This is a genomic window from Prevotella sp. P6B1 (assembly GCF_000702825.1).
GTDB lineage: Bacteria > Bacteroidota > Bacteroidia > Bacteroidales > Bacteroidaceae > Prevotella.
Genome location: NZ_JNKF01000012.1, coordinates 341,850 through 360,738, shown reverse-complemented (window position 1 = coordinate 360,738; position 18,889 = coordinate 341,850). Strand labels below are relative to the sequence as shown.

At 50.8% G+C, this 18,889-nt stretch carries 13 protein-coding genes; 9 read left to right on the top strand and 4 right to left on the bottom strand.

Features of this window, described 5'->3' with window-relative positions; translation table 11 throughout:
- Window positions 1–7 precede the first annotated feature (7 nt).
- Together T495_RS0108405 and T495_RS0108400 are read right to left on the bottom strand one after the other, a co-directional pair.
- On the bottom strand, window positions 8–1,189 hold the full coding sequence (locus tag T495_RS0108405; RefSeq protein WP_028902069.1) for a sugar MFS transporter: 1,182 nt from the start codon (window positions 1,187–1,189) through the stop codon (window positions 8–10).
- Between the two features lie 63 nt (window positions 1,190–1,252).
- Window positions 1,253–1,927 carry an MIP/aquaporin family protein gene (locus T495_RS0108400; protein ID WP_033148310.1) on the bottom strand — a complete coding sequence of 225 codons (675 nt, stop codon included), beginning with the start codon at window positions 1,925–1,927 and terminating at the stop codon, window positions 1,253–1,255.
- Between the two features lie 106 nt (window positions 1,928–2,033).
- Here T495_RS0108400 and T495_RS0108395 point away from each other — a divergent pair, with 106 nt between their 5' ends.
- The 7 genes from T495_RS0108395 to T495_RS0108365 all read left to right on the top strand — a co-directional run bounded on the left by T495_RS0108395 (window position 2,034) and on the right by T495_RS0108365 (window position 9,418).
- Window positions 2,034–3,002 (top strand): YqiA/YcfP family alpha/beta fold hydrolase, encoded by a 969-nt coding sequence (locus T495_RS0108395; RefSeq protein ID WP_033148309.1) that lies wholly within the window; start codon window positions 2,034–2,036, stop codon window positions 3,000–3,002.
- Between the two features lie 89 nt (window positions 3,003–3,091).
- A complete protein-coding gene (locus T495_RS0108390) occupies window positions 3,092–3,802 on the top strand; it encodes a lipoate--protein ligase family protein (protein WP_033148308.1) in 711 nt (236 codons plus the stop codon).
- Between the two features lie 44 nt (window positions 3,803–3,846).
- Window positions 3,847–4,935: a glycine cleavage system aminomethyltransferase GcvT gene (gene gcvT, locus T495_RS0108385; protein WP_033148307.1), complete on the top strand. Its 1,089-nt coding sequence runs from the start codon at window positions 3,847–3,849 to the stop codon at window positions 4,933–4,935.
- Window positions 4,936–4,972: 37 nt separating this feature from the next.
- Window positions 4,973–5,353, top strand: coding sequence for a glycine cleavage system protein GcvH (gene gcvH, locus T495_RS0108380; protein WP_028902074.1), 381 nt, complete (start codon window positions 4,973–4,975; stop codon window positions 5,351–5,353).
- 7 nt (window positions 5,354–5,360) lie between these two features.
- A complete protein-coding gene (gene gcvPA / locus T495_RS0108375; RefSeq protein WP_033148306.1) occupies window positions 5,361–6,740 on the top strand; it encodes an aminomethyl-transferring glycine dehydrogenase subunit GcvPA in 1,380 nt (459 codons plus the stop codon).
- Window positions 6,737–8,143 (top strand): aminomethyl-transferring glycine dehydrogenase subunit GcvPB, encoded by a 1,407-nt coding sequence (gene gcvPB / locus T495_RS0108370; RefSeq protein ID WP_033148305.1) that lies wholly within the window; start codon window positions 6,737–6,739, stop codon window positions 8,141–8,143. The genes gcvPA and gcvPB overlap by 4 nt, the downstream gene beginning before the upstream one ends.
- Window positions 8,144–8,170: 27 nt before the next feature.
- Window positions 8,171–9,418, top strand: coding sequence for an NAD(P)/FAD-dependent oxidoreductase (locus T495_RS0108365; protein ID WP_033148304.1), 1,248 nt, complete (start codon window positions 8,171–8,173; stop codon window positions 9,416–9,418).
- Window positions 9,419–9,432: 14 nt separating this feature from the next.
- Here the strand turns inward: T495_RS0108365 and T495_RS0108360 are convergent, their stop codons facing one another.
- Together T495_RS0108360 and T495_RS0108355 are read right to left on the bottom strand one after the other, a co-directional pair.
- Window positions 9,433–9,999, bottom strand: coding sequence for a phosphoribosylglycinamide formyltransferase (locus T495_RS0108360; RefSeq protein ID WP_033148303.1), 567 nt, complete (start codon window positions 9,997–9,999; stop codon window positions 9,433–9,435).
- Between the two features lie 18 nt (window positions 10,000–10,017).
- On the bottom strand, window positions 10,018–10,917 hold the full coding sequence (locus T495_RS0108355) for a diaminopimelate dehydrogenase (protein WP_028902079.1): 900 nt from the start codon (window positions 10,915–10,917) through the stop codon (window positions 10,018–10,020).
- Between the two features lie 201 nt (window positions 10,918–11,118).
- On the opposite strand from T495_RS0108355, the gene ruvA reads away from it, so the two are divergent.
- Window positions 11,119–11,721 carry a Holliday junction branch migration protein RuvA gene (gene ruvA / locus T495_RS0108350; protein WP_033148302.1) on the top strand — a complete coding sequence of 201 codons (603 nt, stop codon included), beginning with the start codon at window positions 11,119–11,121 and terminating at the stop codon, window positions 11,719–11,721.
- Between the two features lie 32 nt (window positions 11,722–11,753).
- On the top strand, window positions 11,754–18,716 hold the full coding sequence (gene sprA / locus T495_RS0108345) for a cell surface protein SprA (protein WP_231495073.1): 6,963 nt from the start codon (window positions 11,754–11,756) through the stop codon (window positions 18,714–18,716).
- The last annotated feature ends 173 nt before the right edge of the window (window positions 18,717–18,889 follow it).

Here is an 18,889-nt window from a genome sequence, read left to right as displayed (position 1 = left end):
TTACATTTTAGCGTTGGAAGGTACTTTTCTCTATGCGATGGATAGTCAAACCGAAACCATAGAGGCCTACCGTGATATAACAAAGTAGGGGGATGATGAAGGGAACGACCATGTCGGTAGCATCAGCGATGAGGCCCACCAGCAGGAAACCACAACCACCCACTGGGGTCATCATAAGTATCGACGATGCGCTCTTAGTGAGTGAGCCCAGTCCACGAACTGCCAATGAGAAGATGGTGGGGAACATGATGGCCTCGAACAGATAGATGCCCAGCAGACCGATTAACGACACGCGACCGAAGTTCATGAGTACCAGCATGGTACAGGCTACGCAGCCACAACCGCAAATCATCAGCATCCGTTCTGCGGGAATCCAGCGCATGATGAAACTGCCACCGAAGCGACCTACCATAAAGAATGCCAGTGCACCAGTGAGTACCATCGAGGCGGTACGGTCGTCCATCCACCCCATACCCGTCACATAGTTAATGAAATAGCTATTGATGGAAATTTCAGCTATCTCATAACATAGCAGGGCAATGAGGCCATAGACGAAGTATTTGTGTCGCCAGATGCGTTTGAGTGGCTCTCGACCGTACTTGGCTTTTTCTTCCAAGCCGTCGTTGTGTCTGATTTCGGGCAGATCGACGCGTGAAAAAATGACTGCTATTACCAGTACTACAAACCCTAAAATGACGTAGGGTATCTCCACATTACCACCGTTGCTAAACAGGAACTGGCCCACGGCAAAGGTGGCAAACAAGCATCCCAGGCCGTTGAACGACTGCGATAGATTGAGGCGACTCGACGCCGTCTCCTTACCGCCTAGTTCGGTCACATAGGGGTTGGCTGCTGTTTCCAGAAATACCAATCCTACGCTGATGATGAACAGTGCAAACAGGTAGGCATCAAGTGTGCCAGCCTCAGTGCACGGCACAAATAACCACGACCCGAGGGCAAAGAGCAGCAGGCCAAACACGACGCCACGACGATAGCCGAAACGATTAATAAACAGTCCTGCGGGTATTGCCATCAGGAAATAGCCCATATAGGTGGTAACCTGAATTAGGCTCGATTGTGTGATGGAGATGTGCATCTCATTCTGGAAGTGCTTGTTGAGCACATCAAGAATGGCACGGGCAAAGCCCCACAAGAAGAAGAGTGTTGTAATCAATACGAACGGCACCATATAGTTGGTGCCGTTTGCTTTAAAAAGTCCGTTGTTTTGTTTCACTGTAGTTTTCTTTCCTTTTTATTTATTTGTATCTATCATTTTCCAGATTCCAGCAGCGCAGGCACCGCCAATCAGCGGACCAACAATGAATATCCATAGATTGGCCAGAGCTGTACCACCCTCAAAGATAGCTGGTGCAATAGAGCGTGCAGGGTTGACTGATGTGCCGGTATAACGGATGCATACTAAGTGAACCAGTACCAGCGACAGACCTATGGCCAGGCCAGCAAAGTTGTTAGTGGCACCATTGGTCTTGGCGGTAGCTCCCAACACTACGAGTACGAATACGCAGGTGAAGATGATCTCAGCCAACAAACCGCCCAAAACGCTGACATTGGCTTGTAAATCGTTGGCACCAGTACCCTCCAGACCGGGAACGTTTTCAGTGAGAATATATAGCAGTAGCGAACCGATAAAGGCACCAATCACCTGAAACACAATGTACATACCACAGTCCTTACCGCTCATTCGACCGCTCAGGAAGCAGCCCAGAGTGATGGCAGGGTTGATGTGGCAGCCGCTGATGCCGCCTATGGTATAGGCCATCGCCACCACAGCCAGGCCAAAAGCCAGAGCCGTTCCCACCACAGCGGGAATATTGTTTACAGGATCACAACCCAGGCTAACGGCCACGCCGCACCCCATCAGTACCAGCACCATTGTGCCTACCATTTCTGCTAAATACTTTTTCATAATCTCTACGGTTTAACGTTATTCAATATATAGTTTTTTGCTTGCAAAGATACAAATAAATTCGTTTCGAGCAAACAAATTCGCAATTATTTTGTATTTTTGCACCATGATGGAATTATTTAAGGACAAAAAAGTATTATATGTGCATGGCTTTGCCTCGTCAGGACAGTCGGGCACAGTTACACGTATCCGCGAGGTGTTGACTCAGGCTAATGTGATAGCTCCCGACCTGCCAATACACCCAGAGGAGGCCTTGAGTCTATTATATAAGATATGTGAAACCGAGAATCCTGACCTGATTATCGGCACATCGATGGGCGGCATGTATGCCGAGATGCTGCATGGCTACGATCGTATACTGGTGAACCCTGCGCTGAGGATGGGCGACACCATGAAGGAACATGGTATGATAGGGGCACAACACTATCAGAATCCCCGACAGGATGGTGTGCAGGATTTTATCGTCACCAAGGCCCTTGTCAAGGAATATAAGGATATTACCGAACGTTGCTTTGCCCAGGCTGATGATGCCGACGAACAAAAGCATGTTTGGGGCTTGTTTGGCGACGAAGACACTACGGTAGATACATACGACCTGTTTCGCGAACACTACCATCAGGCTGTACGTTTCCACGGCGAGCATCGCATGAACGACAATTCGTTTATGCACTCTGTGGTGCCTGTCATTCGTTGGGTAAGTGATCGACAGGAGGGTAGGGAACGTCCTATCGTATACATCAGCACAAATGCGCTGATAGATCAGTACGGCAAACCTCGCAGCTCGTCGCAAAAGGCTATCCGCCAGTTGATTGAGACTTATCAGCTATACTTTGTTGCCCCTGCTACGATAGATACAAGTAGCTATGCAGAGGTGAACGACTGGCTGTATGAGTACATAAATGTGCCAGCCTACGGTCATACCATTTTTACCAACCAACCGCAACTTCTCTATGGCGACTATCTAATTGATACACAGAAGGTTGACGGCATGGCTACGTTGATACAATTCGGCTCTGATACCTTCAAGACGTGGGACGACATAATTCCCTACTTCGAGAGGTTGGGCGGACAATGAAAGATTTTAGTAAAATTTAGAGGAAATAGTTTGGCGGTTACATAAAATCTTCATATTTTTGCAGAAGTTTTAACGACTTTGCTTTACGTATGAAATATATCGCCTTGCCTACTAACGAAAACCGTCAACTGTCGTTCTATCTGGCGATGGAGGAATATGTGGCCCGCCATATTAGCGAGCCCGATTGCTTTTTTATGTGGCAGGTGGCACCGACTGTTATCTTCGGGCGGAATCAGGTAGTAGAAAACGAAGTTAATCTGGAGTATTGTCGCGAGCATGATATACGTGTAGTTCGAAGGAAGAGTGGCGGTGGCTGCGTCTATGCCGATATGGACAACCTGATGTTATCGATGGTTACCGATGGCGACAACGTTGGCTTTACCTTTAATCGCTTTGTTACTATGATACAGCTGGCCTTGCACAAGATAGGTGTTACTGCCACAAGCACCGCTCATAACGACATTATGATTGGCGACCGGAAGGTTTGCGGAACGGCTTTCTATCAGTTGCCTGGGCGTAGCATTGTTCATAGCACCATGCTCTACGACACGAATATGCAACACATGCTGAACGCTATCACTCCGAGTGCCGAGAAACTTGAAAAGAAAGGTATACAAAGTGTTAGGCAACGCATAACCTTGCTTAAAGATCACACCCCGCTCTCGCTCAAAGAGATAAAACAGAAGATACGCGATACACTATGCGACGGCAATCTGGTGCTTACCGAGGAACAGGTGGCCGGGATTGAAGAAATTGAGCAGACTTATCTTAAACAAGACTTTATTCACTTAATACAATAAAAATAAAACAACAATAATCTATGGCAATAAAACAAGAAATATTCGTGAAAACCAAGCGTACTTGTCTTTATGACAAGCATATTTCGCTTGGTGCAATGATGGTGGAGTTTGGCGGCTTTGATATGCCCTTACTGTACCAGAGTGCCGGCATCGCACCCGAGCATACGGCTGTGCGCGAACATGTAGGCCTCTTCGATGTGAGTCACATGGGTGAGGTGACGGTGAAAGGACCCGATGCCGAGCGCTACGTACAGCATATCTTTACGAACGACATCGCTGGCGCACCCATAGGCAAGATATACTATGGTATGATGTGCTACGAGGATGGCGGCACGGTGGACGACCTGCTGGTATATAAGATGGGCGAGAACGACTTCTTCCTGGTGATCAATGCCGCCAATATCGATAAGGACTGGGCGTGGATGCAGGAGAAGGCCGAAGGATTCGATATCGACTTGCAGAACCGTAGCGACTACTATGGGCAGATAGCCGTTCAGGGGCCTGAGGCAGAACATACAGTTGAGACTGTTCTTGGTATCCCATGCGCAGAGATGACATTCTACACCTGCAAGACGATTGGTGATGTCATCATTTCGCGTACTGGATATACAGGAGAGGATGGATTTGAGATATACGGCTCGCATGAGTACATCAACGAGTGTTGGGATAAACTGATTGCTGCAGGTGTTCAGGCTTGTGGACTTGGTTGTCGCGATACACTGCGCTTTGAGGTCGGTCTGCCTCTTTATGGCGATGAGCTCTCTGCTGACATCACTCCGATTATGGCAGGCCTTGGTATGTTCGTTAAACTCGATAAGGCTGAGTTTATCGGTAAGGAGGCTCTCGCCAAGCAGAAGGCTGAGGGACCAGCAAAGAAACTTGTTGGTATAGAGCTCTTTGACAAGGCTATCCCACGTCATGGTTATACCGTACTTAACATGGAAGGTGAGCCTATCGGTGAGGTAACCACTGGCTACCACACCCTGTCGTCAGATAAGAGCGTGTGCATGGCGCTGGTAGATGCTGCTTATTCTAAACTCGATACCGAGTTGCAGATTCAGATTCGCAAGAAAGTGTTCCCAGGTAAGGTGGTTAAGAAACAATTCTATAACAAGAGCTACAAGAAAAATTAAAGAATTGAAAAGTGTAATAATTAAAAAATAGAACTATATGGCTAAAGTAATTGAAGGACTCTACTACTCAGAGTCGCACGAATTTGTAAGAGTAGAAGGTGATTTTGGTTTCATCGGTATCACAGACTATGCACAGAACGCCTTGGGTAATGTGGTATATGTGGATATGCCCGACGTGGATGATGAGGTGACAGCCGGTGAGGAGTTTGGCGCCGTGGAGAGCGTGAAGGCTGCCAGCGATCTGTTCTCGCCTGTGAGCGGCACGGTGGTTGAGGTGAACGAAGCCCTCGACGACCAGCCCGAGCTGATCAATCAGGATGCTTTCGAGAACTGGATTATCAAAGTGGAACTGAGCGACAAGGCAGAGCTCGACAACCTCATGGATGCCCAGGCCTACGCTGCCTTCTGTGAGAAGTAATTAGATTATGAATTATAAGTATTTTCCGCATACTCAGGAAGATCTGAAGGCGATGATGGAGAAGGCGGGGGTTAAAGACCTCGACGGACTCTACGCCCAGATTCCCGACAGCATCCGCTTCAAGGGCGACTACCAGCTGCCGTTGGAGATGAGCGAACTGGAGGTGCGCGACACCTTCGAGAAGTTGGCGTCGCAGAACCGGCAGCTCACCTGCTTTGCCGGCTATGGGGTTTACGATCACTACACACCATCGGTAATACCAAGTCTGCTGCAACGCTCAGAGTTCCTGACGTCCTATACGCCGTATCAGGCAGAGATCTCTCAGGGCACATTGCACTATATCTTTGAGTATCAGAGCATGATGGCCGAACTGACAGGTATGGACATCAGCAATGCCTCAATGTACGATGGCACCACCGCCTGTGCCGAGGCGATGATGATGGCAGTCGCAGCTGGTAAGAAAGTGAATAAAGTACTGGTCTCTGAGGGGTTGAATCCCAAGACACGCAAGGTTCTTGATACCTATGCCCTCCATCAGGACATCGAACTGGTTACGATACCTCTCAAAGATGGTGTTACCGACCTCTCATCAGCCAACTTCGATGGTGTTGCTGGTGTCATAGTTCAGCAGCCAAATGTGTATGGCATCGTTGAGGACTTTACTGGTTTTGCTGAGGCATGCCATGAGCATAAGGCGCTATTCATCATGGACAGTGTGGCTGCTGATCTGGCTGTGCTCAAGACTCCTGGTGAGTGGGGTGCTGATATCGCTGTTGGCGATGGTCAGTCGTTAGGTATTCCTATGTTGTTTGGTGGTCCTTATGTGGGCTATATGTGTTGCACAGAGAAGCTGATTCGTAAGATGCCTGGTCGTATCGTTGGTATGACAAAGGATAACCGAGGGAGCAGCGAGAGCAATGACGAGCTTGCTCAGGCATTGCCGAGTCGTGACGGAGGTCGACCGGAGGTCAGCCGCGACCAGCGTGCTTTCGTGCTTACCCTTCAGGCTCGCGAGCAACATATCCGTCGCCAGAAGGCAACATCAAATATCTGCTCGAATCAGAGTCTGATGGCGCTTTTTGTTACCATCTATCTCTCGTTGATGGGTAAGCAGGGTGTGAAAGAGGCTGCCGAACTCTCGTATGCAGGAGCTCACTATCTCTACGATAAACTTGTTGAAACAGGTAAGTACCATCTGGTTTACAATCAACCTTTCTTCAATGAGTTCTATGTAAAGTACGACGGCGATGTTGATGCATTGCAGAAGCGTTTCGTCGATGCAGGATTCCTTGGTGGTGTTAAGTTGGCCGATGGCATCCTCTTCGCTGTTACTGAGAAGCGTACTAAGGAAGAAATTGATAACCTCGTAAAGATAGCAGCCCTATGAACAACCGACTCTATGGAAATTTGATCTTTGAACTCTCAAAGGAGGGTCGCAAAGGATACAGTCTGCCAAAGAATAACTATGGTAGTTACGAGATACCTGCTTCGATGAAGCGTGCTGAGGATGCTGAACTTCCTGAGTGCGACGAGCTCACGGTGGTGCGTCATTATACCAATCTGTCGAATAATAACTTTGGTGTAGATACCGGCTTCTATCCGTTGGGCTCTTGTACCATGAAGTACAATCCCAAAATCAACGAGGAGATGGCCGCTCTGCCTCAGTTCCAGAATCTGCATCCAGAGCAGCCTCAGAAGACGGTGATGGGTGCCTTGGCTTTGGTGTCACTTTTGGAGAAATCGCTCTGCGAACTTACTGGTTTGGCTCACTTCACCTTTAAACCATACGCTGGTGCTCATGGTGAGCTGACGGGATTGATGACTATCGATAACTATCATCGCCAGCGTGGTGACCTGCTGCGTAAAAAGGTAATTGTACCTGATAGCGCACATGGCACTAATCCAGCCTCGGCAGCAGTATGCGGATTGGAGATTGTTGAGGTGAAATCACTGGCCAACGGTCAGGTTGACTTCGAGGATCTGCAGCATATCGTGGCTGAACAAGGTCAGGAGATTGCTGCCATGATGATGACTAATCCTAATACCCTCGGACTTTTCGAGACCCGTATCCCCGAGATTGCAGAACTCATACATGACTGCGGTGGATTGATGTATTACGATGGTGCTAACCTGAATCCAATGCTTGGTGCTTGTCGCCCTGGCGATATGGGGTTCGACGTGATGCATATCAACCTGCATAAGACATTCTCAACGCCTCATGGTGGCGGCGGTCCTGGCTCAGGTCCTGTAGGTGTTCGCGAGGGATTGCAGGATTGCTTCCCCTTCGTGTCGCCCTATCAAGGCAACTATGCTGTGATGATGCGTGCCTATGCGTATATCCTTTCGTTGGGCCGTGAGCATGTCAAGGAGGTTGGTCCGTTGGCAGTACTCAATGCCAACTATATCAAGGAGAGTCTGAAGGATGTCTACGAACTGCCTATTGATGGTTTGTGCTGTCATGAGTTTGTGTTCGACGGACTGAAGGATAAGAGTACAGGAGTAACCACGATGGATGTGGCCAAGCGACTGCTCGACTACGGTTATCATGCACCCACCATCTACTTCCCTCTGCTGTTCCACGAGAGCCTGATGATCGAGCCCACGGAGAACGAGTCGAAGGAGACGCTTGATGGATTCATTGATGTGATGCGAAAGATTGCCGAGGAGGCTAAGACCGATCCTGAGATGGTGAAGAGTGCACCACACACGACACCTATCGGACGTGTCGACGATGTCCTCGCCGCTAAGCATCCTGTAACAACCTATCGCCAGCTTAAGGCAGAGTTGTAAAGTTCAATGCTCAATGGTCAATGTTCAATGGAAAAAGTTGATTTGATTATCATCGGCGCGGGCCCAGGTGGTTACCGCGCCGCTGAATATGCTGCTAAACAAGGCCTGAAGGTTGTCATCTTCGAAGGTTCTGAGGTGGGCGGCACCTGCTTGAATGTGGGGTGTATACCCACTAAGACCTACGTGCATAGCGCCACCTTTGCCGAGGCCCGTGAGCGTATGGCTACCGTTGTAGCCCAACTTCGTCAGGGTGTGGAGGGCATCCTCTCACATCCAAACATCACGTTGGTGCGCGAGAAGGGCGTGTTTGCAGATGCTCATACCGTTGGCGATTACACCGCTGATAACATTATCATTGCTACTGGCTCCGAAACCAAATGGCTCCCCATCAAGGGGATGGATGATCCGCGTGTGGTAGATTCTACAGGTTTGTTGAACCTTGAAACCCAGCCCAAACGCTTGGCTATTATTGGTGCCGGTGTGATAGGTATGGAGTTCGCCTCAGTGTTCAATCGCTTTGGCTCTGAGGTAACAGTCATTGAGTATCTGAAGGAATGTTTGCCTGCCCTTGATAGCGATATCGCCAAGCGTCTGCGTAAATATCTTGAAAAGCAGGGTATCACCTTCAAGATGAAGACGGCTGTAGAAGACATCGCTGCTATCGATGCCGATGTCGTCCTGATGGCTACAGGACGCAAGCCCCGTACCGAGGGCTTGGGCCTCGAGGCCTTAGGCGTTGCTCTCGCCCCCAATGGTGCCATCCCCGTAGACGAAAATTTCAAAGTTCAAAGCTCAAAGTTCAAAGCTCAAAGTTCTGCGTTCAATGTCTTCGCCATTGGCGATGTAAATGGCAAGCAGATGCTGGCTCATGCCGCTGAGATGCAGGCCATACATGCTGTGAACCAGATTATTGGCAAGAAAGATGGTATCGACTTCAGCATCATGCCAGCTGCGATATTCACCCAACCAGAGGCAGCCTGCGTAGGTCCTACTGAGGATCAGCTTAAAGAGCAAGGTATTGCTTACGAGTGCAAGAAGTCGTTCTGGCGCGCCAATGGAAAGGCTATGGCCATGAATGAAACAGAGGGATTGTTAAAGTTGTTTGTCTCACCCGATGGTCTCATCCTTGGCTGTCATGCCTATGGCGCTCATTCTGCTGATATCATCCAAGAGGTCAGTGTCCTGATGTGCAAACACACCACTATGGCCGAACTCGCCGATATGGTCCACATCCATCCTACACTGTCAGAAATATTAAAGTCCGCTGTTGATTAGCAGCGGACTTTAGTTTAAATGCTCTTTAATACTTCCTCGACGACTTTGGGGAAGTATTTCATTTCTAATTGGTGCTCTTTCTCGGCGATATCGTCAACAGTATCATCGGGCGAGAGCGCCACTTTGTATTGGGCGATTATCTCGCCGGCATCGCAGACGGGCGTCACCCAGTGTACGGTCATTCCCGTCTCTGTCTCCCCAGCTTCCTTCACGGCCTCGTGTACATGATGTCCCCACATGCCTTTTCCACCGTACTTTGGCAAAAGAGCGGGGTGGATGTTGATAATGCGGTGTGGGTAGGCCTCGATAAGGAAGTTGGGAATCAGAGGCAGGAAACCTGCCAATACAATAAAGTCGATGCCATATTGCCTGAGTAACGGCATCATTACGTCAGGATTGTTCAGCTCTGCTTTGGGGGCTACGGCTGTGGGCACTCCTAAACGTTCAGCTCGTACTAATGCGTAGGCATCAAACTTATTGCTGACTACGAGCGCGCAATGCACACGCTCGGAGCCAGCAAAATATTTAATCAGGTTTTCGCAGTTGGTACCGCTTCCTGATACGAAAATCGCTATGTTCACAGCTTCACATTTTCATCTTTATACCAGATGTTCAACGAGATCGGCACGATCGCCGGGGAGCATATCGATTACGGGAATCTCAATCATTGTGTAGCAGCCTGGCTGCAGACGCATAGAAGCACGAGCTACGTTAACCAGAACCTGACCGGTGAGGGCAGGGTTGTTGATGCTCATGTTGAACTCCAGACGCTGGTTCTGAGTTTTACCACTTACACCCTTGCGAACCAGATTTACACCGTGACCCATGTCGCGAACGTCGTCTACGCTCTCTACCTGGAACACGTGAGTCTCATCGCTGGCGAAGTAAGGATCGGCCTTGATAGCCTTGGTTACCTCTTCGAGCTTAGCGCCCTCTTCCAGCTCTACATATACCATACGGCGGTGGATACCCTCGCCCAAGGGGATTGTCATGCTGAGTGCATTCTTAACACCCTCCTTAGAGCGTACACATACGCTGTGGCCCATCGACATACCAGGACCGAAGTTGGTGTAGCTCAGACCCTTTGGAGCCAAGCTCTGCATCAGGGTGCGTACGATAGAGTCAGAACCTGGATCCCAACCAGCGGCAATCACGCTGACGGTGTTAGTCTCCTTGTTCAGTTTCATCAGACGCTCACGATAGCCACGAATCTGTGTGTGGATATCGAAAGAGTCTACAGTGTTGATGCCCAGAGGCAGAATCTGGTTGGCATACTCCTCGCAGCTGCGGGTTGGGGTGGCCAGAATGGCTACATCTACATCCTTCAGCTCGCGAATGTCCTTTACAACGTCATACTGAGCCAGTTCTGCAGGCTTGTTCTCTGCACCATTACGACGCACGATACCAGCTACCTCAAAGTCGGGAGCGGTCTCGAGAGCCTCAAGTGCATACTTACCGATGTTGCCGTAACCTACTACGGCTGCTCTGATCTTTTTCATATTATAAAACTTCTTTTCTTGATTATTTCCTAATTTGCGGTTGCAAAAGTAATGCTTTTCTTGTAAATTGCGTAACAATCTGCCAGAAAAATAATCTAAAATCTTTCACTTTGTGACAAATTGAAACTTTATGGGCCAAATATGCAATAAAATGAAAGGTTTCCTCGTTTAAATAGGTGTATATATACAAAATAGTAAGTTATGATTGAATACATCAAGGGTGAACTGACCGAGTTAACCCCCGCATTGGCAACCATCGAGGCGGCAGGAGTCGGTTACGGTTTAAACATATCACTGAACACATTCAGTGCGATACAAGGAAAAAAGGAGGTGAAACTCTACGTTTACGAGGCTATTCGCGAAGACGCTCATTTATTATATGGCTTTGTGAATAAAAAGGAACGCGAGATGTTCCTCCTGTTGATTACTGTGAGTGGTGTTGGTGCCAACACGGCTCGTATGATGCTTTCGGGCATGAGTGTGGCAGAGCTATGTAATGCTATTTCTACGGGTAATGCCAAGATGATACAGAATATCAAGGGTATTGGTAAGATGACCGCCCAGCGTATCATTGTCGATCTGAGAGATAAGATTGTGACATTGGGTATCTCGGATGAGATTCCTGCTGGCGGACAGATTACGGCACCTGTCAACAGTCAGGTGAAGGATGAGGCCATAGCCGCGTTGACCATGCTTGGCTTCTCGCCTGCGCCTACCCAGAAGGTGGTCCTCCAGATTCTGCAGGAACAGCCCGATGCGCCTGTTGAGCAAGTGGTGAAACTTGCCCTCAAACAAATCAAATAACATCTCCTTTGAAGCGGCGTTTAGGGATTATAGTGCTTGTTTTTTTCTACGCGTGCGTGTGTACGTATGCGCAGAAACAGCTGCCATTGCCTCCTAATGTCCGCGAGACGGTAGAGTACAATGATTCGCTCAACGTGTACTATATCGGTCAGAAGATGGGCGACACGTACCTCCATGCTCCCACGCTGATGACGCCTGAGGAATATCGTCAGTGGGTGGAGAAGCGTGCCCTCCACGATTTCTTCTACAAGAAGAATACCGAGAACACAGAGAATGCAGGTAAGGATAAGTTCGACCTGATGGATATGCACTTCGACCTGGGACCTGCCGAGAAGATATTCGGTCCTGGTGGTGTGCGTATCAAAACCCAGGGAACTGCCGAACTGAAGATCGGTGGTAACATCAAGAAGATTGACAACCCTTCGCTGCCCATCCGTAACCGTAAGACCACCTCGTTTGATTTCGATGAGAAGGTGAACCTGAACCTCAACGGAAAGGTGGGCGACAAGGTGAACATGAACCTGAACTACAACACCGATGCCACGTTTGATTTCGATGCCCAGAACCTCAAACTGAAATACGAAGGTAAGGAGGATGAGATTATCAAACTGGTTGAGGCTGGTAATATCTCGTTCCCGTCGAACAACTCATTGGTGAAAGGCGCCAGCAGTCTGTTTGGTGTGCGTACTGATATGCAGTTCGGACACCTGAAATTGCAGGCCGTGGTGTCACAGAAGAAATCCTCGTCGAAGAGTGTCTCGTCGAAAGGTGGCACACAGACAACAGCCTTCGAGATGGATGTGGCCGACTATGAGGAGAACCGTCACTTCTTCCTCTCGCACTATTTCCGTAACCGCTACGATCAGGCCATGAGTACCCTGCCCAATCTCACTACTGGCGTTGAGATTACCCGTGTGGAAATCTGGGTGACCAACAAGACGGGCACCACCTCGAACACCCGTAATATCGTGGCTGTGGCCAATTTGGGCGAGGGCTCACAGCGCGTTCCCGACAACCAGGCTAACAACCTGTACAACCTGTTGACCACACAATATGCCGATGCGCGCGATATCGACCAGACCAATACGGTGCTGGCTGGTATGCCCGACTTTGAGAACGGCCGCGACTACGAGAAACTCTCCAGTGCCCGTCTGCTCACCTCGTCGGAGTTTACTGTCAACAAGGCGTTGGGCTATGTCTCGTTGAAGGCTGGTCTGCAGACTGATCAGGTGTTGGCGGTAGCCTATGAGTTCACATCAGGTGGCGTGACCTACAAGGTAGGTGAGTTTGCTGCCGACATCACAGAGACTTCGAAGGCACTCTATGTGAAGGCGCTGAAGAATACATCGAACAACCCTCTGCAGCCCAACTGGCAGCTGATGATGAAAAACGTGTACTACCTTGCCTCGAAAGTGGAAAAGACCAAGTTCCGTCTCGACATCAAGTTCCAGAGCGATACGGCTGGTGTCTATCTCACCTATATCCCCGATCAGCGTGTGAAGAGTCAGACGCTCCTGAAGATGCTGGGATGCGACCGCTTGGATAATAACAACAAACTGCACTCTAACGGCTACTTCGATTTCGTAGAGGGCTATACCGTGAGCGATGGTCGTGTGTTCCTGCCTTCGGCCGAGCCTTTTGGTGCCTACCTGCGCCAACAGCTGCAGAAGAACGGCTTGCCTGCAGGGGAGGCTGAGAAATACGTGTTCAGCGAACTCTACGATTCGACCAAGACGGTGGCTAAGCTGATAGCCGAGAAGGATAAGTATATACTGGTAGGCCAGTACAAGGGCTCATCGGCCAATGTCATCTCGTTGGGGGCTATGAACGTGCCTCACGGTTCGGTGGTGGTAACGGCTGGCGGCGTTATACTGAAAGAGGGCTCCGACTACTCGGTCGACTATTCGGCAGGCGAGGTGACCATTCTCAATCAGAGCATCATCGATGCGGGTACCAACGTGAATGTGTCGCTCGAATCAGATACCGAATACGGCATGCAGCGTAAGACCATGTTGGGCGTCAACTGGGAATACGAGCTCTCCAAGAGCCTGACCATTGGCGGTACGTTGATGCATCTCCACGAGCAGGCACTCACCTCGAAGGTGGCGATGGGCGAGGAGCCTCTGAGCAACACCCTCTGGGGCTTGAACATCAACTGGAAGCAGGAGTCGCAGTGGCTCACCTCGATGCTCAACAAGATTCCGTTCCTGCACGTCAAGCAGCCCTCGCACATCTCGTTCACGGGTGAGTTTGCCCAGCTGATAGCCGGACGTGCCCGTGGCACACAGGATAACGCCTCGTATGTTGACGATTTCGAGAATACCAAGAGCTACCTCGATATGAGCAACCCCAAGGAGTGGATCCTGTCGAGCGTGCCCTCGATGTTCCAGGAGAGTGCTGATAAGACTGGTGTCTCGAGTGGCTATAACCGTGCCTTGCTGGCCTGGTATAATGTTGATCCCATCTTCACCCGTCGCAGTTCCACGCTCACGCCTGCGCATATCAAGAGCGATCTGGAACAGTTGTCCAACCACTATGTGCGTGAGGTGTATGTGAAGGAGCTCTATCCTAACCGCGACCAGAGTACCTACAATGGCGCTACCTCTACACTGCCCATCCTCAACCTGGCTTACTACCCACAGGAGCGTGGTCCTTACAACCTCTCACTGAGTCTGAACAGCGATGGCACCTTGCAGCAGCCGCAGACCAAATGGGGTGGTATGATGCGTAAGATTGATACCAACGACTTCGAGCAGGCCAACATCGAGTATATCGAGTTCTGGTTGCTCGATCCCTTCATCTACACCCGTGAGCAGGGCACTGCCGCTGACTATGCGGGCGACCTGTACTTCAACCTGGGTGAGGTGAGCGAGGATATCCTGCGCGATGGCAAGAAGTTCTACGAGAGCGGCATGCCAGTGGATGGCAGTCAGAACTATACCACCACCCAATGGGGTAGGATACCCGTACAGGCCACCCAGACCTATGCCTTCGCCACCACTACTGGCTCGCGCAAGAAACAGGATGTGGGCTACAACGGACTGACTGATGAGGAGGAACAGCAGTTCGGCGCCTATAACGAGTGGCTGAATGCTGCCAGTGCCATCGTGACCAACGACAGTACCATGAATGCCTGGCGCCAGGACCCTGCCGGCGACGACTACCACTACTATCGTGGTTCTGATTTCGATAGCGAGCGCAAGAGTATTCTCGAGCGCTATAAGCGTATCAACAACCCTCAGGGTAACTCGCCTGAAACGGAGGATCAGACAGAGAGCTATGATACCAGCTACAAGAGCGGACCCGATGTGGAGGATATCAATCAGGACTACACGCTGAACGAGTACGAGCGCTACTACCAGTACAAGGTGCGCATCAGCCCTGAGATACTCGATGCCTATCGCAATGGGGCGGCTCCTGCCGATTGCTTTATCACTGATATGCGTACCAGCAGTGTGAAACTCCGTAACGGCGACACCACCAGCGTGAACTGGTTCCAGTTCCGTATCCCGCTGACTGAATACGAACGCAAGGTGGGCAGTATCAGCGACTTCACCAGCGTGCGCTTCATGCGTATGTTTATGACGGGCTTCCAGAAGCCTATCGTCCTGCGCTTTGGTTCGCTCGACCTGGTGCGTGGCGAGTGGCGTGTGTATAAGCAGAGCTTAGGCACAGGTGCCGAAGGTGGAACCATCGAGGTGAGTGCCGTGAACATCGAGGAAAACAACGATAAGACGCCCGTCAACTACGTGTTGCCGCCAGGTATCAGTCGTGTGACTGATCCCTCACAGCCGCAGTTGGTTGAGAACAACGAGCAGTCGCTCGATATGGTGGTAAAGGACCTGCAGCGTGGCGAGTCGAAGGCGGTGTATCGCAACATGAACCTCGACCTGCGCCAGTACAAGCACATGCAGATGTTTGTGCATGCCAACCACTTAATGCCCGATGCCACCCAGTTGCGTGATGGCCAGTTGGCTGTGTTTGTGCGCATGGGTAGCGACTATAAGAACAACTATTACGAATACGAGATCCCCCTCTCGCTCACCCCCGATCGCAGCGACTATAGCAAGTATGCCACTGCCGATCGTCGTGCGGTATGGCCCGAGGATAATATGCTGGATATCAACCTCGACGTGTTCACTAAGCTTAAGAAGGCCCGCAATCGGGCCAAGGCACAGGGCATAGGCAGCTTCAACCAGTTGTATAGCGAGCCCGACCCCCGAAAGCCCCAGAACACAGTGCGTGTGCAGGGTAACCCCACCTTAGGCGAGGTGAAGGTGATGATGATAGGTGTGCGTAACATCTCCGACCAGGTGAAGTCGGGCGAGGTGTGGGTGAACGAACTCCGCCTGATGGATGCCAACAATAATGGTGGTTGGGCAGCATCGGGCACCATGAACGTACAGCTGTCTGATTTTGGAACAGTCAACCTCTCCGGCCGTTATGTCGGCGATGGTTTCGGCGGCTTGGAGGAGAGTGTGATGGAGCGCTCTACCGATACGCAGAAGGAGTACTCGTTTACTGCCCAGTTAGAGCTGGGTAAGTTCTTCCCCGACAAGGCCAAGGTGAGTGCGCCGCTCTATTACTCTGTCAGTCATGAAGAGGTGCGCCCACGCTATAATCCGCTCGATTCGGATATGCGCCTGAGCGATGCCCTGGAAAGTGCTGCCAACCAGCACGAGCGCGACAGTATTGAGAGTGTTGCCATCACCAAGACCCGTAACACCAACTTCTCGCTGTCGAACCTGCGCTGGGGCCTGAAGACCAAGCGCCATCCCATGCCTTACGACCCTGCCAACTTCTCGCTGTCGTACAGTCATGCCCATCGTAACACCTCGGGTAAGACTACCGTCTATGAGAAGGAAGACCAGTGGCGTGGCGCCTTCAACTACAGCTACTCGCCTGTCTATAAGACGTGGGAGCCGTTTAAGAAGCTGAAAGGCAAGTCGAAGTGGCTCAACTTCCCCAAGGCGTTGGGCTTCAACTATCTGCCTCAGAGCGTGACGTTCAATACGGAGATGACGCGCAACTACTACGAACTGCAGGAGCGCGACCTCGAGAGTCTGGAGAACCAGAACCTGCCGCTCACCTTCTCGGAGCAGTTCCTCTGGAACCGCGACTTCTCTTTGCGCTGGGATTTCACCAAAAACCTGCATTTTTCCTTCCAGTCGGCCACCCGTGCTGAGATTGAGGAACCCTATACGCCGATTAACAAGGACCTCTATCCCGAGCAGTATGTGGCTTGGAAGGACTCTGTGAAGCAGAGCATCCGCAACTGGGGAACGCCGCTCGACTACCAACAGCAGGTAACCGCCTCGTACCAGTTGCCGCTCAACAAGCTGCCCATCTTCGACTGGTTGACAGCCGATGCCTCATACACAGGCCGTTACACCTGGGAGCGTGGTACCGAAATGGAGGATGGCACCAGTCTGGGTAATACCATCACCAGCAACCGTCAGCTCAATATCAACAGCGCCCTGAACCTCGAAACACTCTATAACCACATCCCGTTCCTGAAGAAAGTCAACGACCGTTTCAAGCGCACTCAGCGGGCGACGGCTAAGAACGCGAGGACTGCTGTCAAGCGGCCTGCCGCAACACAGAAGCCTGGCGTCAAGGACTCTGTCAAGGTGAAGCGCGACATCGAACAGTCGTGGTGGTACAAGCCTGCTCAGAGTGTGGCACGGCTCCTGATGATGGTGCGCAGTGTGAACATCAGCTATCGCACCCAGTACTCGCTGCTGCTGCCAGGCTTCATGCCGAATGTGGGCGATATGCTGGGACAGAACAAGTCGGGTGGCGCCCTGGCACCAGGCCTCGACTTCGCCTTCGGACTGATGGGCGATGGCTATATCGACAAGGCGATGGAACACGACTGGCTGTTGTGTAACGACAGTGTGTCGACACCGGCTAATATCAATATCAGCAAGGATCTGCAGATCAAGGCGGTGGTCGAGCCTATCCGTGATCTGAAGATAGATCTCGCGGCCTCGCGTACCGATAATCGTGCTAAGAGTGTGCAGTATATGTATGCCGGCATGCCCACCACCCTGAGTGGCACTTTTAATATGACCACCATCTCGCTGCGGGGGGCTTTGGCAGGTATGGGCAATGCCAACAACGGCTACCACTCGGCAGCCTTCGACCATTTCCGTGAGCTGATACCTGAGTTCCAGCAGCGGGTAGGGCAGGAGTATTCGGCCGAGGTGCTCATCCCCGCCTTCCTGTCGGCCTACACCTCAGGGGCTGGCAAGTCGCTCAGCATCTTCCCCGCACTCACACGTCTGTTGCCCAACTGGAGCATGCGTTATGGCGGTTTGTCCAAGTTGCCTTGGGTGAAGGATCATCTGAAGAGCCTGAACCTCAACCATGGTTATAAGAGCGTGTACAGTGTGGGTAGCTATGTCAATACCAGCTACTCTACGGTGAGTATCAACGAGGCGTTCTCGCCGCTGCTGGGTGTCGATGCCACCTTCCAGAACGATCTGACGGCTAAATTGGAGTATCGTACCACTCGTGTGCTCAACCTCTCGATGACCAGCATCCAGCTCAACGAGTCGCTCAGCAAGGACTGGGTGGTAGGTCTGGCCTATAAGCTACGTGATTTCAATCTCTTTGGCGCTAAGGGCAACCGCAAGGTGGCTAAAGCCCAGAATCCCCGTAAGAAGTCTGCAGGCGACAGCAATGTTCAAAGTTCAAGGTCTAATGCTCAAAGCCGCAGAACCGGTGTCAACCACGACCTGAATCTCCGTCTCGATGTATCGCTGCGCAAGCAGGCTGCCATCACCCGCGATATCGCCACAGGCGTGTCGTCAGCTTCGAGTGGCAACTCTGCCTTCAAGTTCTCGTTCATGGCCGATTACACCCTCTCACGCCTGCTCACGCTGACGGCCTATTTCGACAGTCAGACCAACACCCCGTTGCTCTCCAGCAACAGCTATCCCACCACCACTTACGATTTCGGACTCTCCATGAAGTTCTCACTGACCCGATAACCCCCAGAATAACCACCATCAGCCCTTATACACACGTTATACATTCGAATGCCTTTGCGAAAATGCTATGGTTGACTAACTGTTTGAATGTTAGTGCAATAGCAGTCTGTCGGTATGCGTATTTGTATGAAATACCATGATACAAACCATATATGTCTTGTGTAGTTAAGCCG